General features: G+C 65.4%; 27 protein-coding genes and 1 riboswitch. Of the genes, 20 read left to right on the forward strand and 7 right to left on the reverse strand.

Annotated elements, in window-relative coordinates; translation table 11 throughout:
- Positions 1 to 275 precede the first annotated feature (275 nt).
- The 8 genes from O6Y00_RS10960 (at position 276) to O6Y00_RS10995 (ending at position 10053) form a co-directional block, all read left to right on the forward strand.
- On the forward strand, positions 276 to 1850 hold the full coding sequence (locus O6Y00_RS10960) for a flavin monoamine oxidase family protein (protein WP_353442617.1): 1575 nt from the start codon (positions 276 to 278) through the stop codon (positions 1848 to 1850).
- Between the two features lie 253 nt (positions 1851 to 2103).
- The gene (locus O6Y00_RS10965; protein ID WP_353442618.1) at positions 2104 to 4641 is read left to right on the forward strand and encodes a TonB-dependent receptor plug domain-containing protein; all 2538 of its coding nucleotides are present in this window, start codon (positions 2104 to 2106) and stop codon (positions 4639 to 4641) included.
- A gap of 69 nt (positions 4642 to 4710) precedes the next feature.
- Positions 4711 to 5232, forward strand: coding sequence for a RidA family protein (locus tag O6Y00_RS10970; protein WP_353442619.1), 522 nt, complete (start codon positions 4711 to 4713; stop codon positions 5230 to 5232).
- Between the two features lie 159 nt (positions 5233 to 5391).
- Entirely contained in the window at positions 5392 to 5871 is a 480-nt protein-coding gene (locus tag O6Y00_RS10975; RefSeq protein ID WP_353442620.1) for a DUF4126 domain-containing protein, read from the forward strand.
- A 10-nt stretch (positions 5872 to 5881) separates the two neighbouring features.
- Positions 5882 to 7264, forward strand: coding sequence for an FAD-containing oxidoreductase (locus O6Y00_RS10980; RefSeq protein ID WP_353442621.1), 1383 nt, complete (start codon positions 5882 to 5884; stop codon positions 7262 to 7264).
- Positions 7261 to 8919, forward strand: coding sequence for an FAD-dependent oxidoreductase (locus O6Y00_RS10985; protein ID WP_353442622.1), 1659 nt, complete (start codon positions 7261 to 7263; stop codon positions 8917 to 8919). Before O6Y00_RS10980 ends, O6Y00_RS10985 begins: the two co-directional genes overlap by 4 nt.
- Positions 8916 to 9221 carry a UBP-type zinc finger domain-containing protein gene (locus tag O6Y00_RS10990; protein WP_353442623.1) on the forward strand — a complete coding sequence of 102 codons (306 nt, stop codon included), beginning with the start codon at positions 8916 to 8918 and terminating at the stop codon, positions 9219 to 9221. Before O6Y00_RS10985 ends, O6Y00_RS10990 begins: the two co-directional genes overlap by 4 nt.
- Before the next feature lie 160 nt (positions 9222 to 9381).
- Complete coding sequence (locus O6Y00_RS10995; protein WP_353442624.1) at positions 9382 to 10053, forward strand: peptidylprolyl isomerase; 672 nt, start codon at positions 9382 to 9384, stop codon at positions 10051 to 10053.
- A gap of 169 nt (positions 10054 to 10222) precedes the next feature.
- On the opposite strand, the gene O6Y00_RS11000 is transcribed toward O6Y00_RS10995, so the two are convergent.
- Positions 10223 to 11839, reverse strand: a complete 1617-nt coding sequence (locus O6Y00_RS11000) for an NAD(P)/FAD-dependent oxidoreductase (RefSeq protein ID WP_353442625.1) — start codon at positions 11837 to 11839, stop codon at positions 10223 to 10225.
- A 54-nt stretch (positions 11840 to 11893) separates the two neighbouring features.
- Between O6Y00_RS11000 and cobO the strand changes: the two genes are divergently transcribed.
- The 5 genes from cobO to cobS all read left to right on the forward strand — a co-directional run bounded on the left by cobO (position 11894) and on the right by cobS (position 15784).
- Positions 11894 to 12499 carry a cob(I)yrinic acid a,c-diamide adenosyltransferase gene (gene cobO / locus O6Y00_RS11005; RefSeq protein WP_353442626.1) on the forward strand — a complete coding sequence of 202 codons (606 nt, stop codon included), beginning with the start codon at positions 11894 to 11896 and terminating at the stop codon, positions 12497 to 12499.
- A gap of 192 nt (positions 12500 to 12691) precedes the next feature.
- Positions 12692 to 12887, forward strand: a riboswitch (cobalamin riboswitch).
- A 179-nt stretch (positions 12888 to 13066) separates the two neighbouring features.
- Positions 13067 to 13474: a DUF1636 domain-containing protein gene (locus O6Y00_RS11010; protein WP_353442627.1), complete on the forward strand. Its 408-nt coding sequence runs from the start codon at positions 13067 to 13069 to the stop codon at positions 13472 to 13474.
- A complete protein-coding gene (gene cobT, locus O6Y00_RS11015; protein ID WP_353442628.1) occupies positions 13471 to 14484 on the forward strand; it encodes a nicotinate-nucleotide--dimethylbenzimidazole phosphoribosyltransferase in 1014 nt (337 codons plus the stop codon). Before O6Y00_RS11010 ends, cobT begins: the two co-directional genes overlap by 4 nt.
- Positions 14481 to 15065 carry a histidine phosphatase family protein gene (locus O6Y00_RS11020; RefSeq protein ID WP_353442629.1) on the forward strand — a complete coding sequence of 195 codons (585 nt, stop codon included), beginning with the start codon at positions 14481 to 14483 and terminating at the stop codon, positions 15063 to 15065. Before cobT ends, O6Y00_RS11020 begins: the two co-directional genes overlap by 4 nt.
- Positions 15062 to 15784, forward strand: a complete 723-nt coding sequence (gene cobS / locus O6Y00_RS11025; protein ID WP_353442630.1) for an adenosylcobinamide-GDP ribazoletransferase — start codon at positions 15062 to 15064, stop codon at positions 15782 to 15784. Before O6Y00_RS11020 ends, cobS begins: the two co-directional genes overlap by 4 nt.
- Here the strand turns inward: cobS and O6Y00_RS11030 are convergent.
- The 3 genes from O6Y00_RS11030 to O6Y00_RS11040 are packed head-to-tail and all read right to left on the reverse strand — an operon-like array spanning position 15746 to position 19111.
- A complete protein-coding gene (locus tag O6Y00_RS11030) occupies positions 15746 to 17218 on the reverse strand; it encodes a cobyric acid synthase (RefSeq protein WP_353442632.1) in 1473 nt (490 codons plus the stop codon). The genes cobS and O6Y00_RS11030 overlap by 39 nt on opposite strands.
- Entirely contained in the window at positions 17206 to 18144 is a 939-nt protein-coding gene (gene cbiB, locus O6Y00_RS11035) for an adenosylcobinamide-phosphate synthase CbiB (RefSeq protein WP_353442634.1), read from the reverse strand. The genes O6Y00_RS11030 and cbiB overlap by 13 nt, the downstream gene beginning before the upstream one ends.
- Positions 18137 to 19111, reverse strand: a complete 975-nt coding sequence (locus O6Y00_RS11040) for an aminotransferase class I/II-fold pyridoxal phosphate-dependent enzyme (RefSeq protein ID WP_353442635.1) — start codon at positions 19109 to 19111, stop codon at positions 18137 to 18139. Before O6Y00_RS11040 ends, cbiB begins: the two co-directional genes overlap by 8 nt.
- 95 nt (positions 19112 to 19206) lie before the next feature.
- On the opposite strand from O6Y00_RS11040, the gene cobU reads away from it, so the two are divergent.
- The 3 genes from cobU (at position 19207) to O6Y00_RS11055 (ending at position 21289) form a co-directional block, all read left to right on the forward strand.
- On the forward strand, positions 19207 to 19785 hold the full coding sequence (gene cobU, locus O6Y00_RS11045; protein ID WP_353442636.1) for a bifunctional adenosylcobinamide kinase/adenosylcobinamide-phosphate guanylyltransferase: 579 nt from the start codon (positions 19207 to 19209) through the stop codon (positions 19783 to 19785).
- A 93-nt stretch (positions 19786 to 19878) separates the two neighbouring features.
- Positions 19879 to 20112, forward strand: a complete 234-nt coding sequence (locus O6Y00_RS11050; RefSeq protein WP_353442637.1) for a hypothetical protein — start codon at positions 19879 to 19881, stop codon at positions 20110 to 20112.
- 439 nt (positions 20113 to 20551) lie between these two features.
- The gene (locus tag O6Y00_RS11055; protein WP_353442638.1) at positions 20552 to 21289 is read left to right on the forward strand and encodes a Crp/Fnr family transcriptional regulator; all 738 of its coding nucleotides are present in this window, start codon (positions 20552 to 20554) and stop codon (positions 21287 to 21289) included.
- 10 nt (positions 21290 to 21299) lie between these two features.
- Here O6Y00_RS11055 and O6Y00_RS11060 read toward each other — a convergent pair whose 3' ends face one another.
- Positions 21300 to 21518 (reverse strand): hypothetical protein, encoded by a 219-nt coding sequence (locus O6Y00_RS11060; RefSeq protein WP_353442639.1) that lies wholly within the window; start codon positions 21516 to 21518, stop codon positions 21300 to 21302.
- Between the two features lie 232 nt (positions 21519 to 21750).
- On the opposite strand from O6Y00_RS11060, the gene O6Y00_RS11065 reads away from it, so the two are divergent.
- The gene (locus O6Y00_RS11065) at positions 21751 to 22827 is read left to right on the forward strand and encodes a DNA cytosine methyltransferase (RefSeq protein ID WP_353442693.1); all 1077 of its coding nucleotides are present in this window, start codon (positions 21751 to 21753) and stop codon (positions 22825 to 22827) included.
- Positions 22828 to 22955: 128 nt separating this feature from the next.
- Here the strand turns inward: O6Y00_RS11065 and O6Y00_RS11070 are convergent, their stop codons facing one another.
- Complete coding sequence (locus tag O6Y00_RS11070) at positions 22956 to 23225, reverse strand: hypothetical protein (protein ID WP_353442640.1); 270 nt, start codon at positions 23223 to 23225, stop codon at positions 22956 to 22958.
- Here O6Y00_RS11070 and O6Y00_RS11075 point away from each other — a divergent pair.
- The 3 genes from O6Y00_RS11075 to O6Y00_RS11085 all read left to right on the forward strand — a co-directional run bounded on the left by O6Y00_RS11075 (position 23224) and on the right by O6Y00_RS11085 (position 24325).
- Positions 23224 to 23844, forward strand: coding sequence for a hypothetical protein (locus O6Y00_RS11075; RefSeq protein ID WP_353442641.1), 621 nt, complete (start codon positions 23224 to 23226; stop codon positions 23842 to 23844). The genes O6Y00_RS11070 and O6Y00_RS11075 overlap by 2 nt on opposite strands.
- Positions 23841 to 24053: a hypothetical protein gene (locus O6Y00_RS11080; protein ID WP_353442642.1), complete on the forward strand. Its 213-nt coding sequence runs from the start codon at positions 23841 to 23843 to the stop codon at positions 24051 to 24053. Before O6Y00_RS11075 ends, O6Y00_RS11080 begins: the two co-directional genes overlap by 4 nt.
- Positions 24054 to 24136: 83 nt before the next feature.
- Positions 24137 to 24325, forward strand: coding sequence for a hypothetical protein (locus O6Y00_RS11085; RefSeq protein WP_353442643.1), 189 nt, complete (start codon positions 24137 to 24139; stop codon positions 24323 to 24325).
- A gap of 4 nt (positions 24326 to 24329) precedes the next feature.
- Here the strand turns inward: O6Y00_RS11085 and O6Y00_RS11090 are convergent, their stop codons facing one another.
- Positions 24330 to 24770, reverse strand: a complete 441-nt coding sequence (locus tag O6Y00_RS11090) for an HIRAN domain-containing protein (RefSeq protein ID WP_353442645.1) — start codon at positions 24768 to 24770, stop codon at positions 24330 to 24332.
- Positions 24771 to 24774 lie beyond the last annotated feature (4 nt).

Genomic DNA, 24774 nt, shown 5'->3' on the forward strand with positions numbered 1-24774 from the left:
GCCGGGACGCCGCGTGGATAGGACCAATTGGTGTTCCTTTCCGCTCGTAGCCTGCCGTCCATCGCGACTGACGGGGGAAGATGATCTCGAAGGCCGCCGAAGGGTTTTACCCGACGGTGTTTCTGACACTCGGCACACTCTGGGGAGGGGTGCCGTTCTCGGGGGCCTCGATGATCATACGCGGGAAGACAACTACACGGACGGTATCTGTTTCGAACAAGACTGGTACGGACACTCTTGCGATTACTCGCAGGACGGCTCTCGAACGACTGGGCTTGATCGGCGGGCTGGGAGCGACGCTCGGTGCGATGCAGGCGTTGGGCATGACCGGCGGCTTGATCGGCGAGGCGCACGGCCAGGACATCGCGACGCTGACGCCCACCCTGGGCAAGGGGGTCCATGTCGTCGTACTAGGCGCGGGCATCGCCGGTCTGGTGTCCGCCTACGAGCTGGAGCAGGCCGGCTTCCATGTGACGTTGCTTGAGGCGCGCGACCGGGTCGGCGGACGGGCCTGGACGGTGCGCGACGGCGACAAGATCGAGATGATCGGCGAGGCGACGCAGACCGCGAAATTCTCGGACGGGATCTACTTCAACGCCGGACCAGCGAGGATTCCGAGCTTTCACCAGGGCCTGATCGGCTATGCGAAGAAATTCGGCGTGCCGCTCGAGGTCGAGGTGAACTCGAGTCGTTCGGCCTATGTCATGGCCGAGAACGGCAGCAAGATCCGGATGCGGACCGCGATCAACGACATGCGCGGACATATCGCCGAGCTGCTCGCCAAGGCGATCAACCAGGGATCGCTCGATCAGGCGATGACCGCGGCCGACAAGCAGAAGCTGATGCCGTTTCTCAAGGCGTATGGCGATCTCGACGAGAAAGGCGCGTTTATCGGGACCGAACGATCGGGGTTCGGCGCGGCGCCGGGGGCGGGCGTGACGTTCTCGTCGGCCGCCAGCGCAGTGCCGATGGATCAGTTGCTCGCCAACGAACGGCTGCCGATGACACTGTTCGAAGACAATCTCTACATGCAGGCGACGATGTTCGAGCCGGTCGGCGGGATGGACCGGATCCATGCCGGCTTCGATCGCAACCTCCGCCGCCCGGCGATCCGCGGCGCCGAGGTAACGAAGATCCGCCACACGGCGCGCGGCGTCGAGGTTGTCTACCGCGACAAGGGGAGCGACGTCGTCGAGACGATCGCGGCGGACTATATCATCTGCACGATCCCTTTCCCGGTGCTGGCCAAGATCGACACCGATTTCTCGCCGGCGTTGAAGAAGACGATCGCCGGCGTGGTCTATGATCACTCGAACAAGGTGGCGTTCGAAAGCCCGCGCTTCTGGGAGCGGGAGCAGATCTATGGCGGCATCTCGTTCGTCGGCGGCCCGACCACGCTGATCTGGTATCCGTCGGCCGGCTTGCATTCGGCGCGGGGCATGCTGCTCGGCTGTTACTCGTCGGGCCCTAATGCGGCCGAGTTCGCCAAGCGTCCGATCGCCGAGCAGATCGCGTTCTCGCGTGGGGTGATCGACCGGTTGCATCCCGGGCATGGCGTCGATCTGGTCAATGGGCTGGCGGTGAACTGGCACAAGGTTCCGTACAGCCTCGGTCCTTGGCCGGACTGGAACACGGGCAGCGCCAATGGACGGCAGGAGGGGCATATCGACACGCCCGAATTCCGCCTGCTCCAGAAACCCGACGGGCGCGTGTATTTTGCCTCCGCCGCGCTCAGCCAGACGCCGGGATGGCAGGAGGGCGGCATCCAGTCCGCGCAAGGCCAGGTGATGGCGCTCGCCCGGCGGGTTGCCGCGCAAGCCTCGGTCGAAGGGTCGCGCCGAGCGGCCTGACACTCGGCCTTGTTGGATCGTTGCTTAAAAGTAACGTTTCAATAATTAAAGACGATCCGGTTTCGATATTATGTCGAATCAGTTGCGTTGATAACAAACTACCGCAACCATGCACATAAGGTTCAACAAGAATGCTGGAGGATATGAGTTCGTAACTTAGCTTTCGAAAGTGGTGAACTGCGCACAGATGGCTGAGATCATCATGCGTAATGGGAAGGTGTCTGGGAGCGATCACCAATAAGGGGGGAACCTTATGAAGACCGTTACCAGCATTTCACGTGGTGCTCTCGTCGTGGCACTCGCAAGTCTTTCGATCACTGCTGCTCACGCCCAGGCCGTCGAGGCGATGGGACAGGCATCCGCCAAATCCAGCGCCGACGCGGGCAACGACATCATCGTCACGGGGACGCGGGCCACCGGCATCACCGCCGCCGAAAGCGCGGCGCCGATCAAGGTGCTCGATGCCGATTTGATGAGCCATGTCGGCCAGCCGAACCTGAACCAGGTGCTGACCCAGCTCGTACCGTCGTTTACCGCGCAGGCGTTCGGCGGCGATACCGCCAACCTGACGCTGTCGGCGCGGTTGCGCGGACTGAGCCCGAACCACACGCTCGTGCTGATCAACGGCAAGCGCCGTCACGGTACGTCGAACCTCGCCGTCCTTGGCGGCCCATACCAAGGTGCGGCAACCGCCGATCTCGACCTGATCTCGCCGTCGTCGATCAAGCGCATCGAAGTGCTCGAGGACGGCGCGGCGGCACAATATGGGTCGGATGCGATCGCTGGCGTCATCAACGTCATCCTCAAGGACGACAAGGAAGGCGGCGACGGCTACATCACCGCGGGCGAGAATTACGATACGGGCGGTCGGACCTATGCCGGCACGCTGCATCTCGCGACCAAGCTCGGCGATGCGGGGTTCATCAACGTTACCGGCTTCTACCGCTATCATGATTTCACGCAGGTCGGCGGGCTCGATCGGCGTGTCACCGATATCAACGGCAATTTGCTTACCAGCACGACCAGCCCTTCGATCACGCCGATCCAGTCACAACTGTATCCCGGCATGTCGGACTTTCCCTACGTCAACAAGATCAGCGGCGACGCCCAATCGCGTTTGACCAACCTCCAGTTCAACTCCGGCTATGATTTCGGCAGTGTCGAAGTCTACAGCTTCGGGACGTTCTCGCGACGGATCGCCAGCGCGTACGAGAATGTCCGCGTGCCGACCCGCGTCTCGCGCACCGTGGCGGGCGTGACGACCTATTTCGATCCCGAGGGCGACAGCCCGGTCAACGGCTTCTCGCCGCGCGAGAAGATTCGCGAGGAGGACATGGCGTTCACCGGCGGCCTGCGCGGCGACGCCAGCGGCTTCCATTACGACCTGTCGACGACGTTCGGGCAGGACAAGAACGAGATTTACACCGTCAATTCCGCCAACGCCTCGCTCTATGCGGATACCGGCTTCACCCCGACCAGCTTCTACAACGGGTTCTTCAAGTCGAGCGAGTTCACCGCCAACGCCGATTTCACGCACGAGATCGAAGCCGGCATGGCAGCGCCGATCAACCTCGCTTTCGGCGGCGAGTATCGCAAGAACGTCTATGAGATCGGTGCCGGCGATGCCGCATCGACCTACAAGGAAGGCGGCCAGTCCTATCCCGGTTTCCGCAATTCGGATGCGGGCGTGAACGGGCGCGAAAGCCAGGCCGCCTATATCGACCTCGCACTGATGCCGGTCGAGGGCCTCAAGGTCGATGTCGCCGGCCGGTACGAGCATTATTCCGATTTCGGTAGCAAGTTCATCTACAAGGGCACGGCGCGCTACGACTTCTCGGATGCGTTCGCGTTGCGCGGCACGTTCTCGACCGGCTTCCGCGCACCGACGCTGGCGGAGTCCTTCTACTCGGCGACGAACGTCTCCCCGACATCGGCGTTCGTCCAGCTTCCGGCGAACTCGGCCGCCGCCAAACTGATCGGCTTCGACAATCTGAAGCCGGAGAAGTCGACCAACTACAGTCTCGGTACGGTCATCCGGCCAGTCCCGCGCCTCACGATCACGCTCGACGCCTACCAGGTGAAGATCGAGGATCGCATTCTCGGCACGGGATCGATCTTCGGCAGCGGCGGCGCGACGAACTTCCCGATCGTCACCACCGCGATCCGCGCCAACGGCAACGTCCTCGACGCGACCGTCAGCCAGACCGGTATCAACATCTTCACCAACGGTGCCGACACGCGCACCCGCGGAGTCGACCTAGTCGCCAGCTATGCCAGCGATTTCGGCGATTACGGCAAGGCGACTTGGACGCTGTCGGGCAATTACAACACGACCAAGATCACCAAGCTGGCCGCCGCGCCGACCGCACTGGGCAACATCCTGCTGTTCGACGCTGGCGCCCGCGCCAACATCGAGACCGCGTCGCCCCGCGTAAAGCTGATCGGATCGACCTTCTACTCGATCGACAAGGTCTCGATGACGTTGCGCGGCACCGTCTACGGAAAGAGCTCGTCGAAATACAGCCCGGATGGCGGGACGTTCTACACGCAGAAGATCGGCACCGCGTTCATCGGCGACGTCGAACTGAACTTCCAGGCAACCGACGATCTGGAATTGTCGTTCGGTGCCAACAACGTCTTAAACAAGAAGTCGCCGACGCTCGGACTGGTTCCGGGCACGACCAACAACACGCTGGTCGGCGGCGGCAACCAGCTCGACGCACCGCTGACCTTCAGCCCATACGGGATCAACGGCGGCTATTATTATGCCCGCGTGAACGTAAGCTTCTGAGAGATCGGGCGCGGCGAGACGAACCGCCGCGTCCGAACCGTTCGAGTAAAATTGAGGGAGAGATACGCAATGAAGATCACGACCGGAACGATTGCCGCAGTCATCGCCTGTGTGCTGGCGATGCCGGGCATGGCCTCGGCTGCCACGACCAAGGGCGCGGTGGTTCGGCACGCCAATACGCCACCGGGTCTTATCCTGCAGGGCGTCACGGTGCCGGCTGGCGCGACGACATTGTATCTCAGCGGCCAGCTCGCCGCGCAGGTCGATCCGAGCAGGAAAATTGCACCTGCCGACCTGACGATCGCTGATTTCGGCGATACGAAGACGCAGACGATCAGCGTGTTCACGAAGATCAAGACGATCCTCGCCGCGCAAGGCTATGCAATGAGCGACATCATCAAGCTCACGGTGTTCGTCGCGGGCGATCCGAAGCTCGGCGGCAAAATGGATTTTGCGGGCATGAACGACGCCTTCAAGATGTTCTTTGGCACCGCGGACAACCCCAATACGGTCGCGCGATCGACCGTGCAGGTCGCCGCACTCGCCGGCCCCGCGTTCCTGGTCGAGATTGAGGCGACTGCGGCAAAATAAATCGCGGGCAATGGCGGTGGGCGTTCCCGCTTGATTCCAGTGCGTTGGCCCGTCGAAGGGCGCCCTTCCATCGTTTTCGGATCATATCGATAGCGTTACGATTTGACGATGGAGGAGGCGCGTGGAATAAATCGGGTTCACGCCGGATCGGAGAACGCCATGCTCGTCCCCCCGCTCGTCGAAGGACTTCTGCTAGCGCTTGCGATCGGAATCGTTGCGGGATTGCGGGCGATGATGGCGCCCACCGCGATCGCATGGGCGGCAAGCCGCGGCGCGTTACCGTTGCAGGGTACTTTGCTGGCGTTCCTGGGGTGGCGGTTCACACCATGGATCTTCACGCTGTTTGCGATCGGCGAACTCATCACCGACCAACTGCCGTCGACGCCAAGCCGCAAGGTGCCCGCACAATTCGCTGCACGTATGGTGCTGGGGGGACTATCGGGCGCGGCGATCGGCTATGGCATCGCAGCGCCACTGCCCGGTTTCGTAATGGGCATCGTCGGTGCGGTGATCGGCACCTATGGCGGTGCCGCGGCGCGCGCGGGACTGGCGTCGGCGTTCGGCAGCGATCGACCGGCGGCGCTGATCGAGGACGCGGTCGCGATCCTGTTGGCGGTGCTGGTGTTTTCGGCGCTCTAGCGGTGGCGGCGTGATGCAGAGGTTCGATGCGATCATCGTTGGCGCCGGGCAGGCCGGGCCGCCGCTCGCTGGCCGGCTGACCGCGGCCGGCATGACGGTGGCGCTGATCGAGCGCAAGCTGGTCGGCGGAACGTGCGTCAACACCGGCTGCATGCCGACTAAGACGCTCGTGGCGAGCGCCTATGCCGCCCATCTTGCAAGACGCGCGCAGGATTTCGGCATCGTCACCGGCGCAGTCTCGGTCGACATGCCGGCCGTCGCGGCGCGCGCGGGAAAGGTGGTGCTGGACGCGCGAACCGGTAACGAACGGTGGCTTGGGGACATGGCCGGGCTCACGCTCATTCGCGGGCATGCGCGGTTCACCGGGCCAAACGTGATCGCTGTCGACGATGCGGAACTGACCGCGCCGCGCATCTTCCTGAACGTCGGCGGCCGCGCGAGCGTGCCGGACATGCCGGGCGTCGGCGACGTTCCGCATCTCGACAATACCGACATGGTCGCGCTGGACCTCGTGCCCGAGCATCTGGTGGTGATCGGCGGAAGTTATGTCGGGCTGGAGTTCGCGCAGATGTACCGCCGGTTTGGCGCCGACGTGACCATAGTCGAACGCGGCCGGCGACTGATCGCGCATGAGGATGCCGACGTGTCCGATGCAGTGCGCGCGATCCTGGAGGACGAGGGGATCGCGGTGCGGACCGGCGCGAACTGCATCGCCTTCGCCGCGCACGACTCTGGTGTCGCAGTGACGGTCGATTGCCACGCAGGAGAGCTGGTGTTGGTCGGCAGCCATGTGCTGCTCGCAGTCGGGCGGCGGCCGAATACCGACGATCTCGGCCTCGATCTTGCGGGCATCGCGACCGATGGCAAAGGAGATATCGTCGTCGACGATCTGCTCCAGACCAACGTGCCTGGCGTGTGGGCGCTCGGCGACTGCAACGGTCGCGGGGCGTTCACGCACACCGCCTATAACGACTTCGAGATCGTTGCGGCGAACCTGCTCGACGGCGACGACCGCACACTGAGCGAGCGGCTGGTCGGCTACGCGCTCTATACCGATCCGCCGCTCGGCCGTGTCGGGATGACGCAGTCCGAAGCGGAGAAGACCGGGCGACCGGTTCTCGTCTCGAAACGGCCCATGACCCGCGTCGGGCGCGCGGTCGAGAAAGGCGAAACCAAGGGGTTCATGAAGATCGTCGCGGATGCCGGGACACGGCGCATCCTCGGCGCGGCCATTCTCGGGACGGGCGGCGACGAGGCGATCCACGGCATCCTCGACATGATGAACGCCGACCAGACACTCGACGCGCTGCGCTGGGCGGTGCCGATCCATCCCACCGTCTCCGAGCTGATCCCGACCGTGCTGCTCGGGCTCGAACCGGTGGCAAAGGCATGACCATCGGCGGATCGCGCGAGCACCAGATGTTCCCGGTGCTCGACGCTGACCAGCTGGCAACGGCGAGGCGGTTCGCCAGCGGGCCGGCGCGCACTTTCTCCGCCGGCGAGCAGATCTATGCGATCGGCGAACAGGGCGCGCCGGCATGGCTGGTGTTATCCGGATCGATCAAGGTCATCCGTCGCGACGGATTGAGCCACGAAGCCCCGATTACCTCGCACGGGGTTGGACAGATCACTGGCGAGGTGAACCAGCTGGCGGGGCGGCCATCGCTCGCCGGCGGCCGGGCCGGAGCCGATGGCTGCACCGCGCTGCCGTTCGATCCCGCGCATCTGCGCGCGTTGATGGTCGGGTCGGCGGACGTCGGCGAGATCGTGATGCGCGCGCTGATCCTGCGCCGCGTCGGCCTGATCGAGCAGGGCAGCGGCGGGACCGTGATCGTCGGCGTGCCGGGAAGCCCAGATATCGTCCGGTTACAGGGCTTCCTCACGCGATCGGGCTATCCCAACATCGTGCTCGACGCCGCGTCGGACGAGGAGGGCCGGGCGCTGGTCGAGCGGATCGGCGTGCTGCGCGGCGACCTGCCGCTGGTGGTGTGTCCGAACGGGACGATCCTGAAGCGGCCGTCCGATGTCGAGGTGGCGGCATGCCTTGGCATCACGCCCGATCTCGATCCGGACATGGTGTACGATGTCGCGATCGTCGGCGCGGGACCGGCGGGGCTGGCGGCGGCGGTGTACGCCGCGTCCGAGGGGCTGTCGGTGATCGTGCTCGACAAGCGCGCGATCGGTGGGCAGGCTGGCGCGTCGGCGCGGATCGAGAATTATCTTGGCTTCCCGACCGGCATTTCGGGGCAGGCGCTGGCGGGACGTGCGTTCAACCAGGCACTGAAATTCGGCGCGGAGATCGCAGTGCCGCTCGAAGTGGCGTTGCTCGATTGCGACGACGCGCGACCCGAGGATGATCCGCTGGTGCTCGCGCTGCCGGGCGATCGGCGCGTGCGGTCGCGGACCGTCATCGTCGCGTCGGGCGCGCGCTATCGCCGGCCCGACATCCCCGACCTGGCGATGTTCGAGGGCGCGGGCGTCTCCTATTGGGCGTCGCCGATCGAGGCACGGCTGTGCGAGGGCCAGGAAGTCGCGCTGGTCGGCGGCGGAAACTCGGCGGGGCAGGCAGTGGTGTTCCTCGCGCCGCGCGTGAAGCATCTGCACCTGATCGTGCGACGACCGCTGGCGGCGACGATGTCGCAATATCTGATCGACCGGATCGCCGCGTTGCCCAACGTGACGCTGTATGTCGGCACCGAGGTCGTCGGGCTCGAGGGCGATGGCGCGACCGGGTTGACCGCGGCGATTTTTCGGCATCGCGGCGACGCATCGACCACGCGCTGCGAGATGCGCCACCTGTTTCTGTTCATCGGCGCCGATCCGAACGCCGGCTGGCTGCAGGGCTGTGTCGATACCGACGCCAAGGGGTTCATCGTCACCGGCACCGCGGCGCTCGCGCTGCAGACGAGCCGCCCGCGGGTGTTCGCGATCGGCGACGTCCGCGCGGGCTCGACCAAGCGCGTCGCCGCCGCGGTCGGCGAGGGGGCGGCGGTGGTTGCGCAGATTCATGTCGCGCTGGCCGCGGCGGCGGAACAGGAGGCAGGATGAGTTACGGTTGCACGCATATGGAGACGATCCGCCCGGTCGTGCCGAGCGCGAAGGGATGCGAGGAATGCCTGAAGATGGGGAGCGAATGGGTGCACCTTCGGCTCTGTCGAAGCTGCGGGCATGTCGGCTGCTGCGACGATTCCCCACACCGCCACGCGACCGCGCATTTCCACGCGACGCGGCATCCGATCATCGAAGGCTATGATCCGCCCGAAGGCTGGGGCTGGTGTTTCGTCGATGAGATGATGGTCGATCTGCCGGACCAGACGCCGCAATCGGGGCCGATCCCTCGGTATATTTGAGGGGGTGGATCGTGAAAGCCGTGTCGTACTCCGCCGCCGCCGGGAGGGATTGCTCGGGCGGAGCTTCTACGACTGGACCGGCTGTCACGCCATGCCCGCTTGCCTCGCCGGAGACGGACGGCTAGCCGACATCGATCGGTAAAGGCATGAGTAATCGAAGATGCGGCGTGTGATGATGGGGCTGCTGGCCGTTGCGACGCTCGCCGGCGCTGGGTCTCCGCAAGCGGCGAACCGGGCGGGACCGAAGCCGGGCACGGTGCGCGTCCGCCTCGTTACGTCGGAAGGGCCGATCCTGCTGGCGCTGGATGCGCGGCACGCGCCGAAGACGACGCAGAACTTCCTCGAATATGTCGATGACGGACGCTTCGACGGAACCGATTTCTACCGCGCGAGCCGCCAGAAATCGTCGCCGACGACGGGCTTCATCCAGGCCGGGATCCGCACCGATGCGCGGCGCATCCTGCCGCCGTTTCCGCTCGAGACCACCGCGCAGACCGGGATCAAGCACGGCGATGCGACGATTTCGATGGCGAGGGGCATGAACCCGGCGTCGGCGGGGGGCAATTTCTTCATCACCGTCGGTCCGGCGCCGGCGATGGACGCGCGCGCGGGCTATCCGGGGTACGCGGCGTTCGGGCATGTCGTCGCCGGGATGGACGTGGTGAAGCGCATTCTCGCCAAGCCGACTGGCGGCGGGATGGATGCGTTCAAGGACCAGATGATCCTGAAGCGGGTGGCACTGGTCAGCGCGCGGCGGCTCGACGGCGTGGCCAAGCCGACGGGTTTGCCGCGGGCCTGGCTGATCAAGACACGGCCTGATCGGGCGAAATAGGGGCGTTGCATCCACGACCGCATACCACCCCGGCGGAGGCCGGGGCCCAATCGGCAAGGTTTTCGTAAGCGGGAACCGCCCGAAAGTTACGGCCGTCCTTCAACTGCGCCTGGGCCTTCGCCGGGGTGGTTTGGTTTGCGGACGTGGTCGACGTGGCCCGTTTGGGGTTTTACCCGACCATGCTCAGTGCAACCGCTTCCGCGACCTTGATGCCATCGACCGCCGCGGACAGAATGCCTCCCGCATAGCCGGCTCCTTCACCCGCCGGGAACAGCCCGGCGGTGTTAAGACTGACGAAATCGTCGCCGCGGGTAATGCGGACCGGTGAGGACGTACGCGTCTCGACGCCTGTCAGCACCGCGTCGGGATGATCGTAGCCGGGTATCTCGCGCCCGAACGCGGGCAGCGCCTCGCGCAGCGCGGTGATCGCGAACTCCGGTAGACATTCCGACAGGTCGGTCATGTGCACGCCCGGCTTGTACGATGGGATCACCGACCCGAGCGCGGTCGACGCGCGGCCCGCGAGCAGGTCGCCGATGCGTTGCGCGGGCGCCTTGTAGTTCGAGCCGCCCGCGACATAGGCGCGCGATTCCCAGTGGCGCTGGAGTTCGATGCCGGCGAGCGGGTGGCCGGGATAATCGCGCTCGGGATCGATGCCGATCACGATCCCCGAGTTCGCGTTGCGTTCGTTGCGCGAATATTGGCTCATACCGTTGGTCGCGACGCGCCCCTCCTCCGAGGTCGCTGCGACGACGGTGCCGCCCGGGCACATGCAGAAGCTGTAGACGGTGCGGCCGTTCTTGCAGTGGTGCGACAGGCTGTACGCCGCGGCGCCGAGATCGGGGTGGCCCGCGCACGGCCCGAACCGGGCTTCGTCGATCCAGGATTGCGGATGCTCGATGCGAACGCCGATCGAGAACGGCTTGGCTTCGACATGGACGCCCTTGGCATGAAGCATCTCGAACGTGTCGCGCGCGCTGTGCCCGACCGCGAAGACGACGTGGTTGGCTTCGAGATAGTCGTCGGTGCTGAGGTGGAGCCCGCGAAGTTGGCGGGTGCCGGCCTCTTCGACGATGTCGAGGCCGTCGACGCGCGTCGAGAAGCGGTATTCGCCGCCGAGTGCCTCGATCGTCTCGCGCATGCTCTCGACCATCGTGACGAGGCGGAAGGTGCCGATATGCGGGTGCGCTTCGGTGAGGATTTCGGGCGGCGCGCCGGCTTTGACGAACTCGGTCAGGACTTTGCGGCCCAAGTGGCGCGGGTCCTTGATCTGGCTCCAGAGCTTGCCGTCGGAGAAGGTGCCGGCGCCGCCCTCGCCGAACTGGACGTTCGATTCGGGGTTGAGGACGCTCTTGCGCCAGAGGCCCCAGGTATCCTTGGTGCGCTCGCGGACGACCTTGCCGCGGTCGAGGATGATCGGGCGGAACCCCATCTGCGCGAGGATCAGGCCTGCGAACAGCCCGCAAGGTCCTGCGCCGACCACCACCGGGCGGGGGCCAGTGTAGCTCGCGCCGCCCTTGGTGACGAAGCGGTAGCCGGTATCCGGCGTGCGCTGGACGTGGCGATCCTTGCGGAAGCGGGTTAGGACGGTGTCCTCGTTCTTCAGCGTGACGTCGACCGAATAGACGAGCTGGATGTCCATCTTGTCGCGGGCATCGTGCGCGCGCCTAGCGATGGTGTAGCGGATCAGGTCGCGCGGGGTGACGCGCAGGCGGTCGCGGATCGCGGCGGGGAGCGCTTCGTCGGCGTGGTTGAGCGGGAGCTTGAGGTCGGTGATGCGGAGCATGTCGGTCGCTCTAGCGCCGCGCGGCGCGATCCGCCATCGGGTGCAGGAGAGGACATGACCATGCGGACCGACGACGAGCAGAATGCCAAGAGCGCCAAGCGCAAGGAGGTCCACGACAAGATCGTCGCGAGCAAGACGATCGAGAAGGGGCTGATCATCGTCCACACCGGCAAGGGCAAGGGCAAGTCGACCGCTGCGTTCGGCATGGCGGTGCGGATGATCGGCCATGGCCGCAAGGTCGGCGTGGTGCAGTTCGTAAAGGGCGCGATGACGACGGGCGAGAAGGCGGTCTTCGACGCGTTCCCGGAGTTATGCGAGTTCAAGCCGATGGGGGAGGGGTTCACCTGGGATACGCAGGATCGCGCGCGAGACATTGCGGTGGCGCGCGAGGCGTGGGACGAGGTCAAGCGGATGATCGCGGACCCCTCCTATGCGATGGTGGTAGCGGACGAACTGAACATCGTGCTGCGGTACGACTATCTGCCCGTCGACGAAGTTCTGGCGGCACTGGCGGGCAAGCCCGAGATGACGCACGTCGTCATAACCGGACGCAACGCGCCGGATGCGCTCATCGAGATGGCTGACCTGGTAACGGAGATGACTCAGGTGAAACACCCGTTCCGGTCGGGGGTGAAGGCGCAGGCGGGCGTGGAGTTCTAGACGGCTTCGTACTTTACGAGCTGGTGCAACCATCGTCCGTCATCCTGACGAAAGTCAGGACACAGAGCCACGAAGGCCACCGCCCGTTACCCTGGGTCCTGACTTTCGTCAGGATGACGAGCGGTTGGGGGAACTGTTGGTGCGAACGCCCAACGGCGCACCGCCGTCTTGCGTCCCCCAAGCTACCCGCGTATCGCTTCTCCCGCGACAGGTTTTCCCGAGGCGGCGACGCGTAGGGAAATGAAAATGGGAACGGGAAACACCCGGCTGCCCCTGCAACTGTACGCGGCGAGCCATCGTGCCTCATGCCATTGGGATAGTCCCGAGAAGGCGGCGCGGACGGCGTTGACCCGCGAGCCAGGAGACCTGCCCGTCGCGGTCGTCTTTCGTCCGGCCAGGGTGCGCCGAGCGGACGGGTAACACCCCGAGTGACGACATCGCTTCGCGTCTCGCGGAGGCCGAAGGCGTGCGCCTTTTGCCCTTCGCGTGACGCGATATCGACTGTCCGAAGGGGTTTTCCATGCCGAATGCAGTTCGTTTTCCGTTCGTTCCTGCTCGAACCTTCTCATGTTGAAGCCGGTCGCCGATGGTGTCGCGGTCGTCGCCTGCAACACCTGCCGCCATTCCTGCGATGCGCGTGACGACGACGAGGGCCGGCGCGGTGGCGCGCGTCTCGTCCAGGCTTTGAAGACGGTACAGGCGAGCGATGCGGCCTATGCCGACGTCGCCGTCCAGGAGATGCCCTGCCTGTTCGCGTGTCAGGATTTCTGCACCATCCACCTGCGCGCACCGGCCAAGGTCGGCTACGTCCTCGGCCGGTTCGAGCCGACCGAAGATGCCGCGCGGGCCATCCTCGACTATGCGCGGCTCTATGGCGAAAGCGCGGTTGGGCAGGTCCCGTTCAAGCAATGGCCGCAGGGCGTGAAGGGACATTTCATCACCCGCACCCCGCCTGCCGGGTTCGTCGTCGAATGACCGCGTTCGCATCGCCGCCTGCGTTTCTGGCGGCACTGGCCGCGTTGCCGCAGCCTGACGAGGCAGCGCGGACGGCCGCGATCGCGCGCCAGGACAGCCTGACCAAACCGCGGGGGTCGCTCGGGCGACTGGAAGACATCGCGATCTTCATGGCGGGCTGGCAGGGGCATGCGCGGCCACGGCTCGACCGTGTTTCGGGGATCATCTTCGCCGGCAACCACGGCGTCGTCGCGCGCGGCGTCAGCGCGTTTTCTGCGGCGGTGACCGCGCAGATGGTCGCCAATTTCGAGCGGGGCGGGGGCGCGGCCAATGCGCTGTGTGCCGCCGCCGGGATCGACCTCGCGATCGTCCCGATCGACCTCGATCGTCCGACCGCGGACTTCACGCTTGCACCCGCGATGTCCGAAGAGGAGTGCCTGGCCGCGCTCAACATCGGCGCGGCGGCTGTTCCCAAAGGCATCGATCTGCTGATCCTCGGCGAGATGGGGATCGGCAACTCCACCGTCGCCGCGGCTCTGTGCGCGGCCAGTTTCGATGGAGCGGCGGCGGATTGGGTCGGGCCGGGAACGGGCGTCGACGCAAGCGGGATCGCGCGAAAGGGCGAGGCGGTCGATGCGGGCCTCGCGCTTCACCGGGGATCGCTGACGACGCCGTTCGAGATCCTGCGGCGACTGGGTGGTCGCGAACTGGCGGCCATCGCGGGCGCGCTGGTAGCGGCGCGGCTGAGAGGCGTACCGGTCATGCTCGACGGTTTCATCTGCTGTTCGGCGGTTGCGCCACTGGCCGCGATCTGTCCCGACATCGTCGCGCACTGCCTGGCGGGGCATCGCTCGACCGAGCCTGGTCATACACGACTGCTCGACGCGCTCGGCCTCGATCCGTTGCTCTCGCTCGGCATGCGGCTCGGCGAAGGCAGCGGCGCGGCGACCGCCACGATGCTCGTCCGCGCCGCCCTGACGGCTCATGATGGCATGGCGACCTTTGCGGAAGCGGGTGTTTCGGAGGCATGACGGTGCCGCACATGCTGTACCTGATGCGGCATGGCGTTCCCCAGAGGGTGGGGCGGCTGCTCGGCCGGACAGACGATCCGGTCACGCAGTCCGGCATTGCCGCCTGTATGGCGCGCGCGGGGGGGCTGGCGGTCGAGCACATCGTATCGTCGGATCTCGTCCGCGCGCGGGACTGTGCGAGCCCGATCGCCGCGCGGCTCGGACTGACGGTCGGGCAGGATCTTCGGTGGCGCGAGCTCGATTTCGGCGAATGGGACGGCCAGTTGCCATCATCGATCGATCCAACGGCGTTGGCGGGGTTCTACGACGATCCGGACGCAGCACATCCGCCGGGCGGCGAACGCTGGTCAGCATTGCAGGCGCGCGTCGCTGCGGCGTTGGCCGACATTCGCAGCGAAACGACGCTCGTCGTGACGCATGGCGGTGCGATCCGGGCGGCGCTGGCGGCGCTGTGCGGGTTCGACCGGCAGCTGATCTGGGCATTCGACCTGCCTTATGCGGCGCTGGTGTCGCTGCGAGTATGGCGAAGCGATGCGCCGGCCGCGCGCCCGGTGGCCCAGATCGTCGGTCTCGCAACATGAGGCGACTGGTCGTCGCATTCGGCTTCCTGACCCGGCTGCCAATGCCGCAGGTCGCGAGCCGATCCGATGATTTCGCGGCGGCGATCCGGCTGTATCCGCTGGTCGGAGTGGCGATCGGCGGCCTCGTTGCAGGCGCCGGCTGGTCGGGGGCGCTGATCGATCCCTGGGTTGGTGCGTGCGCTGCCCTGCTGGTGTGGATTGCGGTCACGGGCGCGCTGCATCTCGATGGCCTTGCCGACCTCGCCGACGGCCTCGGCGCCGCGCATGGCGATCGGACGCGGCTGCTGGCGGTGATGGCCGAACCGCATATCGGCAGCTTCGGCGTGGTCGTGCTCGTTGGGCAGATGCTCGCCAAGCTCGTCACGCTGCACGCGATTGGTGTCGTTGCGTGGTGGCCGCTGATCCTTGTCCCCGGCGTCGCGCGGGCAGGGCCGCTGGCATGGGCGAGGCTGTTGCCGCCGCTGCGGCCTGGAGGGCTCGGCGCAGCGGTATCGCACGCGGTCAGGGGCCGCGATCTGGTGGGTTGGGGGCTGCTGTTGCTCCTGGCGAGCGTCACGGTGCCCGCACTGATCGCCGCGCCCTTCCTGATCCTCGGCTTTGCCGCGTGGCTGCACCGCAAGATCGGCGGGATCACCGGCGACGCACACGGAGCGGGCATCGAACTCGTCGAGACCGGACTGTTACTCGCGATCTCCGCGGTCGCCGCTGCGCTGGGCTAGGGCGAGCATGGCGTCGAGGTCGACGTGCCGTTCGAGTGTCGCGGCGATCGCATCGAGCGCAGCGTCGATCGAGGCGGCATGGTCGGGGCCGATTGCCTCGACTCCGAGGCGGGCAAGCCATGCTGCCCGCTGCTCCGCGAGCGCGAGCAGGCCGTGGACATAGCTTCCCGAGACGAGCCCGTCGGCGCTGGTCGCGCCTTCGGGGCTGCCATCGGTGCGGTGCCCTACCGGGCGTCGGGTCGCGGCGCCGGTCGTGACACCCATGTGCATCTCATAGCCTTCGAACGCCGCGCCCTGCGCACGACCGCGGACCCGCTCCAGTGTTTTCCGCCCGGTCAGGACCGTGTCGACGTCAAGTAGCCCGAGCCCGTCGACCCGACCGGCAGGGCCCTCGATCCCGTCCGGATCGGCGATGCTGCGGCCGAGCATCTGATATCCGCCGCACAGCCCGAGCACCGGCTTGCCGCGGCGGTGATGCGCGCGGATGTCGATGTCCCAGCCTTGCGCGCGGACGAAAGCGAGATCGGGGATCGTCGCCTTCGAGCCCGCAAGCACGATCATGTCGGCATCGGGGATCGGCGTTCCCGGCGGCACCATGACGAGCGCTACGCCAGGCTCTAGCCGGAGGGGATCGAGGTCGTCGAAATTGGCGATCCGCGGCGCGATCGGGCAGGCGATCGTCACCTGCCGGTTCTGCTTGGCGGAGGCGCGTTCGAGGATCACCGCGTCCTCGCTCGGCAGGCGGACCGCGTCGGCCAGCCACGGTACGACACCGTATCCGCGCCACCCGCTGCGTGCCTCGATCGCGCGGTAGCCGTCGTCGAACAGCGCCGGATCGCCGCGGAACTTGTTGATCAGGAAGCCGTGGATCATTGCCGCGTCGCCGGCATCGATCACCGCGCGCGTGCCGACGATCGCCGCGATGACACCGCCGCGGTCGATGTCGCCAACCAGGATGACCGGCACGTCGGCAGCGCGCGCGAACCCCATGTTGGCAATGTCGCCGGCGCGCAGGTTGATCTCCGCCGGGCTGCCCGCGCCTTCGACGATGACCAGGTCGCAGGTCGCCGACAGCCGTGCGAAACTGTCGAGCACGTCGACCAGCAATCCTTCGCGCCCCTCACGCCAGCGCGCCGCGGCGAGCGTCCCGCGCACGTGCCCCCGAACGATCAATTGCGAGGTACGGTCGCCCTGTGGCTTCAGCAGCACCGGGTTCATGTCGACGCTCGGTTCGACCCGGCACGCGATCGCCTGCGTGGCCTGCGCACGACCGATCTCGCCACCATCGGCGGTGACGGCGGCGTTGTTCGACATGTTCTGCGGCTTGAACGGCCGGACCGACAGCCCGCGATTGGCGAAGGCGCGACACAGCCCCGCGACGAGCACCGACTTGCCCACGTCCGAGCCGGTACCCTGGATCATCAGAGCGCCCATGCGACACCCCCCGCAATGACGAGAAGAAGAACGCACGCCCTCCGATAGATCGCGAGCGCGGCGCGGAGATCGCCCGCCGTGGCGTCCGCGCGGCCGTCACCGATATACGGCTTGGCGACGTACGCGCCGTCATAGCCGATCGGGCCGGCAAGCCTCAGGCCGAGGGCACCGGCCATACCCGCCTCGGGCCAGCCCGCGTTCGGAGACGCGTGGTTGCCGGCGTCGCGCCACATCGTCCGCCACCCGCCGAACCCGGCAAGACACAGCAGCACGCCGCTGATCCGCGCGGGGATCAGGTTGGCGACATCGTCGGTCCGCGCCGCCGCCCAGCCGAACGCGCGCCAGCGCTGCTCGCGGTGCCCGATCAGGCTGTCGGCGGTATTGATCGCCTTGTAGGCCCAAAGTCCCGGCAGGCCGGCGACCAGCAGCCAGAACAGCGGCGCGACCACGCCGTCGCACACGCTTTCCGCAAGGCTCTCGATCGCCGCCCGCGCGACAGCGGCTTCGTCGAGGTCGGCGACATCGCGACCGACGATCATCGCAACGCGCGCGCGTGCGCTGTCGATCGTGTCGGTCTCGAGCGCGCGGGCGACCGGGACGACATGGTCGTACAGGCTGCGGATGGCCAGACCGGGTGCCGCCATCAGGCCGATCGCGAGCCACGCGACAGGGCCTAGTACGAGCCGAGCGAGCGCGACGGCCGCGGAAGAGGCGCCGATCGCGACGCCGACGACGATCGCCAGCGTGGCCACACCTGCGGCACGCCGGGTGGCGTCCGACGCATCGTCGCGGTTCCAGCGCCTCTCGCCCCCCGCGATCAGCTGCGCAAATCCCCCCACCGGATGGCCGATCCGTCGGTAGAGCGACGCCGGCCAGCCGACCGCAATGTCGACCAGCACCGCCATGATCGCGACTGGCTCAGCCATGCGCCAGCGCGCGCTCCAGCCGTGCGAACCCAGCATCGCTGCCGGGCACGCCCAGCCGCAACCAGCGCGGCGCATAATCGAACGGACGGGACAAGATCCCGGCGCATGCGAGGCGCTCGAACAGCACCGCGGCGGCGTCGCTCTCGACAAGACGGAACAGCGGGCAATCGCCTTGGGCGACCAGCCCGTGATCGGCGAGGAGCGCATCGAGCCGTGCGGCACGGGCGGCAATCGCGATACGCGCCTGCGCGATCCAGTCCGTGTCGCGATACGCGGCGATCCCGTAGGCTGCGGCATGTGCGGAAATCGGCCAGCTCCCAAGGCGTCCCCGCATCGCCGTGACCTGCCCAGGGGGCGCGATCATGAATCCCAGGCGAACGCCCGGCAGCCCGAAGAACTTCCCGAACGACCGGAACACGATCGCGCGATCGTCGTCACCCAGCACGGGAGCGATGCTCGACTCCGGGGTCGCGTCGGCAAAGGCCTCGTCGACGACGAGCCAGCCGCCCCGACCGAGCAGCGCCAGGAGCCGGGCCGGCGTGTCGCGGATACCATCGGGATTGTTGGGATTGGCGAGAATGAGCGTCCCGCCATCGATCTCGTTTATGGCGGCTCGGGCAACAGGCACAGCCCCAGCGATCGCTTCGCGGTGCGTGCCGTAGCTCGGGACGGCGTAATGGACGGGTGCGGGCAGGTCCAGGCCGTCGAGCAGTCGCAGGCCGATCTCGCTGCCGGGCAGCGCCACGACGCGGTCCGGACGGGTACCGAACATGTCCGCCGCCGCCGCCTCAAGCGCCAGGATCGCGTCCGGCGAGGGCAATGTCGTTACATCGACAGCCAGCTCCAGGGCGGGCGTCCAGGCCACGGAATTGATACCCGTCGACAGATCGAGCCATGGTCGCGGCGCATCCGGATATCGAACGGCGGCGAAATCGATCCGTCCACCGTGGATGCGCAAGGTGTTCATGCTGTCTTTCGCTCGGACCAAGCGGGCTTTCGCTTGATCTTCGCCGCGTCATCGTCATTCCCGCTGCAACCCGCAAGCATGAAGGACCCCGCGCAATGCAATCCGTAGGAGCGCCGTTCGGCAAAAGCCTGTTCGTGCTGGGAGGCGCACGTTCCGGGAAGAGCCGCCATGCACAGGAGGTCGCCGAAGCATCGGCTACGGCTGTGGCTACAGGGAAGGAAGGCGGACCAGCATGTCTTGTCTACATCGCGACGGCGCAGGCGTTCGACGGCGAGATGGAAGACCGCATTGCCCGGCATCGTGCCGATCGCGATGCACGCTGGCGGACCATCGAGGCACCGCTGGCGCTCGCGGCGGCGTTGACCGGCGCCGACGGCGTCGATGCGATCATGTTGGTCGACTGTCTGACCCTGTGGGTTTCCAACCTGCTGCTCGCCGACGAACACGTTTCGGCGCACGCGGATGCGCTGGTTGCAACGATCGCGCGACTGGAAGGGCGGGTGATCCTGGTTTCCAACGAGGTCGGGCTGGGAATCGTCCCGGACAATGCGCTGGCGCGCCGCTTCCGCGATGCCGCCGGTTTCCTGCATCAACAGATCGCAGCGGAAGTCGACTCGGTCGACATGGTCGCCGCGGGGCTCGTTCAGCGCTGGAAGAGCCCACCGGTACGGTGAACGGTGGTACACCTTGGCTGAACAGCGTCCACCGCGATTGGCTTTTGGCCCTATCAGGCGCATGTTGTGGCGACGGGTAGAGGCGGGGGCTTTATGCATACCGAGGCACAGACGATCGCGCGGTTGAAATCCATGGTCTTCCTCGTCGAGGAAGCACTGCGTATCGCTGACGAAGGCGACAACCCCTTGCTTGGTGCGAAGCTCAGCGACTGCATCGACTGTTTGGTATCCGCTTTGGCGCAAGTGCGCAGCGAGTTGGGTGATGTCCCGGCCTCGACCGAGGCGAACGCCGCATTGCCGAATGACGCTATAATCCTTTCGATCTGAAGTCATCGCTGCTTAGTAGCTAGCGGTTTGCTTCGTGCCGTTGCTGTTGCAACATTCGGAGCGAGTGCCGTCTGCTCGTCTCGAGTGCTGGCAAAACTCGCGGAATCTTGCTGCTTGCGACGAACGACGTTTGCTATGCAAACGTCGACATTGCTGCGGAATGAAGCAGAAATATACGACGCCGCTCCAGCCTCCTCGCGAATAAAAGGCGTGGTAATTCTAAATAGATTATTGTCGGCATAAAATGTCGTTCGGTTTTATAAATCTGAGATTTATTTGCATGTGCCGAGTGTTTATTATGCACGAAATAATTATCTTAACATATATTTGAATGACTACGTTCCAGCTATGTTATTGTATGCAATCGCCAGTCGAATTTATGGGCACCGGCGACCGAGAGATGCATGTGCTCCCGCCCCGATATTCGCGGGAATACCTTATGACTGCCACGCCCAGCCCTTTGGTGCTGATGCTCCGTAAATTGGAGACGCATGCCGTGCTCGATGCGGCGGATCGGGTGGCCATGCTTGCGTTGCCCTACACGCTGCGGACCTACGAACCCTCGTCCTATCTGGTCCGCGAGGGCGACGCGCCCGAGCAATGCGCGGTGTTGTTGTCCGGGTTCGCCTATCGCCAGAAGCTGACCGGGGCGGGGATGCGGCAGATCGTTTCGCTCCACATCCCGGGTGAACCGCTCGATTTCCAGCACCTGTTCCTCGATGTCGCCGATCACAATGTGCAGACGCTCACGCGCGCCGAAGTGGCGACGATCCCGCGCACTGCCCTGCGTGAACTGGCGCGGACGCGGGCGTCGATCGGCAATGCGATCTTCATCAACACGTTGGTGGAAGCTTCGATCTTTCGCGAATGGATCCTCAACATCGGTCGCCGCGACGCGCGGTCGCGGCTGGCGCATTTCCTGTGCGAGTTCGCGATCCGTCTCGACATGCAGGGATTGACCGGGGGCGAGGGCTACGAACTGCCGATGAGCCAGGAACAGCTTGGCGATGCGCTCGGCCTGACGGCGGTGCATGTGAACCGCACGATCAAGTCACTCGAGATCGACGGCCTGATCACACGCAATCGCCGCCGAATCAGCTTTCCGCAATGGGATGCGTTACGCGAACTCGCCGACTTCTCGAGCCGCTATCTGCATCTGGCGCAGCAGAGGCTCTAGCTGCGACGTTTCAGCCATCGCGGGCGTGATCGACCGAATCGATGATCCGTCCGCCGGCCATGAAAACCGCGATCGGGCATGCGGCGAACAACAGCCATCCGCCATAGCCGGGATATTGCTGCAGATAGTGCATCCCGCGTTCGACCGCGCCGAGCCCCAGGCCGTAGATGACGAGGAACGCCTCGAACTTGGTCTTGATGATGAAGAGGCGGGCAAATCGGGTCCACATGACGGCAAGGCAGCAAGACCCGTACCAACCACGGAACCGCGCCATTCTCGACCTCGACCGGATGGTTAACTGTAAATTAACCCGACACGGCAGAACTCTGCGCTTCTGACGCGAGAATACCGGAAAACCTCCGCTGTTTCCACCGAGACAAAGGGTGTGAAATGGAAAACCGTCAGAGCGTCATTCCAGTTAATTTCGGCGGCTCTCGTGGAGGGCTGGCGCTGTGCGCTCGGTGAAGCCCGGAGCGCCGCCGCGCGCCTACTACAACGAACACGATCCCTTCGCTGCGGCATGGCTGCGCGAACTCATCAAGGCCGGGCACATCGCCCCTGGAGACGTAGATGAACGCTCTATCGAAGATGTCTGCCCCGACGACCTGGCCGGATATGTTCAGTGCCATTTCTTTGCGGGAATTGGCGTCTGGAGCCATGCTCTGCGTCTGGCCGGATGGCCGGATAACCGAGCGATATGGACGGGAAGTTGCCCGTGCCAGCCTTTCTCCGCGGCTGGCAAAGGCGCTGGGTTTGATGATGAGCGGCATCTATGGCCTGCGTTCTTCGACCTCATCGAGCAGTGCAATCCTCCAGTCGTCGTTGGAGAGCAGGTTGCGAGCAAAGACGGCCTCGCTTGGCTCGACCTTGTATCAGCTGACGTGGAAGGATCGGGCAGGGCCTTCGCAGCTGCCGATCTGTGCGCTGCGGGCTTCGGTGCGCCGCACATCCGCCAACGATCCTACTGGGTGGCCCACGCCGGACGCGGGCGGGTTCAACCAGAACGAGGACCCCGAAGCACGAGAGGCGCGGCGACTAGCGATCAAGGCAAAGGGAATCAACGGGAATGGCTTCGGCCATACGATCGGATCAGCGGCGCAGCTTGCCGGCTGGCCAACGCCGACGACACGGGATTGGAAGGACGGCTCGGAATGCGAGAACGTCCCAATCAATGCGCTGCTGGGGAGGTCAGCTTGGCTAGCCGGCTGGCCGACTTGTCAAGCGAGGGACGGAGATCCGGGCGGACGGGGCGCGACGCCGCAAACAGCGATAGCGAGGTTCGCATCGGGGCGACGCAATCTGGACGACGCGACCCAGCTGGCATCGGTCATAACGGAGCCCCATCGGCTCACACTGTCTGGTCAGATGCTGACTGGCTCGGATGCCGGGATGGAAAGTGGCGGCCAGTTGAACCCGGCACATTCCCGCTGGCTCATGGGGCTGCCAATCGAGTGGGACGTCTGCGCGGCTATGGTAACGCGATTGTCGGGCCGGTCGCGCAAGGTTTCATCGAAGCCGTGATGGAGATCGCAGCATGACCGAGAACCTATGCGCCTTGGTGAGCGCTCGTTTGCGCCGTCCCGGCACCTATCGAACTGAAACCCTTGTGGCGCGTTCGGCGGCGGGCATTATACCCCCGCCGATCCCCCCAAGCGGGGCGGACCGCTCAGGGAACGTCGCTTGCCTCAACCAGCACTGGCTCAGTGATCACGCCAGCGGCTCGTTTCACCTTCTCGCCCGCGATGTTCTTGGCCGCGCCCTCAATGTCCTCGAAGGCTTCCCGAAGCGTCCGGTGGGGGCTGGCAGGACCGGCGAGGAGTTCGACAGCTTCGGCAGTGATTACGCCCCGGTAGAGACCGACCTTTTCCCACGCCCATTTCGGCACATCCTGGTTGAAGCTGATCAGAAAGGTGAACTCGAAGGTCTCGTCAGCCATGGTTGATCGCCCCATCATATTCTCTGCCGCGATGGTGCGCGCGCTGCTGGCTGGACGCAAGACGCAGACGCGCAGGCTCGCAACGTCGCCGCTACGTCGGGTCGAGGTTGGCGATCGACTCTATGTTCGCGAGAGCATGCATCTGTGGTCGGCCGGTCACGACGCTGAAGTGACGTTTGCCGCAGACGATCGCAGCTTCCAGACCGGGCCAAATACCGGCGATATCCCTGACGCATCGCTCACGGCCTATTTCCGGATGGTCGATCAGTCGCGCGCGAAGGGCCGCCGTATCTCACGGCCGTCGATTCACATGCCCCGCTGGGCTTCGCGCCTAACTCTGATCGTTGAGGGGGTGAAGGTCGAGCCTTTGCAATCGATCACTAGCCGTGACGCGATCTCGGAGGGGATCGAGCGCGCGGGCGGCGAGTGGCGCTGCTACGATAGCAGCGGCACGGGATGCCTAGGAGCGCGAGAGTCCTTCTGCACCCTGTGGTCTAGTCTTCACGAAGCACCCGGGCAGCGCTGGCAGGACAACCCCAACGTCGTCGCGCTGAGCTTCCGCGTTGAGCACGGGAACATCGACACCCTCTATCCCAACCTCAGGAGCGCGAGAGCATGACGATGCACGAAACTGAGGTAGATTTTCGCGGGGCAAAGCGGGACGTCGAGTTCGAATATGAGGGCGATGGGATCATCGTCTGGTGGTTCCAAGGCGAGAACGAGTGTTGCGGCATAGGCACAACTCAAGCCGAGCAGGACGCGGTCCACGATCAGCTTCGCGACGCTCTTGAGGATTGGTGGTCAATGCGCCCCGAAGACGATCTATGAGCGGCCGGAAGCGCTGGACTGCGCTACAGGCAGATGTGATCATAGGGAAAGTTGACCTCGAAACTTCCCACAGGAGTCGCCCGATGCCCGAGCGCAAGCTTCCTCCCCTCGAAGAGCCGTGCACCCGGTGCGACCGGGACGGCAAGGTAGATGCGGGCGACATGGGGTTCGGGAGAATTGAATGCCCCTCGTGCAAGGGCTCTAAGATGGCCCCGACCGAGGCCGGCCTGCAGATCATCCTGTTGCTTCGCCGTCAGAACATGCGCTCCTAGCCTATCACGCCCCGAACTCCGGCCCTTCCTCATCAGGATAGAACGCGTGGGGATCGTACACCGGTCGCTGCGCCGGCCGCATCTGGCGGGGAGGGGCGGGCTTCGGAACATCAGGGACCGGGTCGGGCAGGGTAGGTAACCCGCCTCCGAACCGGATCCGGATATAGGCCCCGTTCCCGTGCATCGCCTGGAAGACCGCGGCGACCTCGTCTTCCTTCATCCGCTTGCCGATCAGGGGCGCACGCTCGGCGCTGACGTAGCCCAGCTGGACGCCGCGATCGGACCACACAGCAACGGCGTTGCTGTCGAACGGGTTGGTCGGCTCGAGCCGTAGCTCGACCAGTTCGCCAGGCGCGCAGAGCATGCACTCCATCCGCCTGTTGCTCTTCGACTTGTCCTCGTTCGGGAAGTCGATACCGACAATGGAAGTGGTGAGTTCGTCCATGTGG

Source organism: Sphingomonas faeni, from assembly GCF_040407565.1.
In the GTDB taxonomy this organism is placed as follows: Bacteria; Pseudomonadota; Alphaproteobacteria; order Sphingomonadales; family Sphingomonadaceae; genus Sphingomonas; species Sphingomonas faeni_F.

Bases quoted from the DNA above. Each gene is read 5' to 3' on its own strand.
- O6Y00_RS10965 (WP_353442618.1), top strand. From the start codon at position 2,104: ATGAAGACCGTTACCAGCATTTCACGTGGTGCTCTCGTCGTGGCACTC.
- O6Y00_RS10970 (WP_353442619.1), top strand. From the start codon at position 4,711: ATGAAGATCACGACCGGAACGATTGCCGCAGTCATCGCCTGTGTGCTG.
- O6Y00_RS10975 (WP_353442620.1), top strand. From the start codon at position 5,392: ATGCTCGTCCCCCCGCTCGTCGAAGGACTTCTGCTAGCGCTTGCGATC.
- O6Y00_RS10985 (WP_353442622.1), top strand. From the start codon at position 7,261: ATGACCATCGGCGGATCGCGCGAGCACCAGATGTTCCCGGTGCTCGAC.
- O6Y00_RS10990 (WP_353442623.1), top strand. From the start codon at position 8,916: ATGAGTTACGGTTGCACGCATATGGAGACGATCCGCCCGGTCGTGCCG.
- O6Y00_RS10995 (WP_353442624.1), top strand. From the start codon at position 9,382: ATGCGGCGTGTGATGATGGGGCTGCTGGCCGTTGCGACGCTCGCCGGC.
- O6Y00_RS11000 (WP_353442625.1), bottom strand. From the start codon at position 11,839: ATGCTCCGCATCACCGACCTCAAGCTCCCGCTCAACCACGCCGACGAA.
- cobO (WP_353442626.1), top strand. From the start codon at position 11,894: ATGACCATGCGGACCGACGACGAGCAGAATGCCAAGAGCGCCAAGCGC.
- O6Y00_RS11010 (WP_353442627.1), top strand. From the start codon at position 13,067: ATGTTGAAGCCGGTCGCCGATGGTGTCGCGGTCGTCGCCTGCAACACC.
- cobT (WP_353442628.1), top strand. From the start codon at position 13,471: ATGACCGCGTTCGCATCGCCGCCTGCGTTTCTGGCGGCACTGGCCGCG.
- O6Y00_RS11020 (WP_353442629.1), top strand. From the start codon at position 14,481: ATGACGGTGCCGCACATGCTGTACCTGATGCGGCATGGCGTTCCCCAG.
- cobS (WP_353442630.1), top strand. From the start codon at position 15,062: ATGAGGCGACTGGTCGTCGCATTCGGCTTCCTGACCCGGCTGCCAATG.
- O6Y00_RS11030 (WP_353442632.1), bottom strand. From the start codon at position 17,218: ATGGGCGCTCTGATGATCCAGGGTACCGGCTCGGACGTGGGCAAGTCG.
- cbiB (WP_353442634.1), bottom strand. From the start codon at position 18,144: ATGGCTGAGCCAGTCGCGATCATGGCGGTGCTGGTCGACATTGCGGTC.
- O6Y00_RS11040 (WP_353442635.1), bottom strand. From the start codon at position 19,111: ATGAACACCTTGCGCATCCACGGTGGACGGATCGATTTCGCCGCCGTT.
- cobU (WP_353442636.1), top strand. From the start codon at position 19,207: ATGCAATCCGTAGGAGCGCCGTTCGGCAAAAGCCTGTTCGTGCTGGGA.
- O6Y00_RS11050 (WP_353442637.1), top strand. From the start codon at position 19,879: ATGCATACCGAGGCACAGACGATCGCGCGGTTGAAATCCATGGTCTTC.
- O6Y00_RS11055 (WP_353442638.1), top strand. From the start codon at position 20,552: ATGACTGCCACGCCCAGCCCTTTGGTGCTGATGCTCCGTAAATTGGAG.
- O6Y00_RS11060 (WP_353442639.1), bottom strand. From the start codon at position 21,518: ATGTGGACCCGATTTGCCCGCCTCTTCATCATCAAGACCAAGTTCGAG.
- O6Y00_RS11075 (WP_353442641.1), top strand. From the start codon at position 23,224: ATGGTTGATCGCCCCATCATATTCTCTGCCGCGATGGTGCGCGCGCTG.
- O6Y00_RS11070 (WP_353442640.1), bottom strand. From the start codon at position 23,225: ATGGCTGACGAGACCTTCGAGTTCACCTTTCTGATCAGCTTCAACCAG.
- O6Y00_RS11080 (WP_353442642.1), top strand. From the start codon at position 23,841: ATGACGATGCACGAAACTGAGGTAGATTTTCGCGGGGCAAAGCGGGAC.
- O6Y00_RS11085 (WP_353442643.1), top strand. From the start codon at position 24,137: ATGCCCGAGCGCAAGCTTCCTCCCCTCGAAGAGCCGTGCACCCGGTGC.
- O6Y00_RS11090 (WP_353442645.1), bottom strand. From the start codon at position 24,770: ATGGACGAACTCACCACTTCCATTGTCGGTATCGACTTCCCGAACGAG.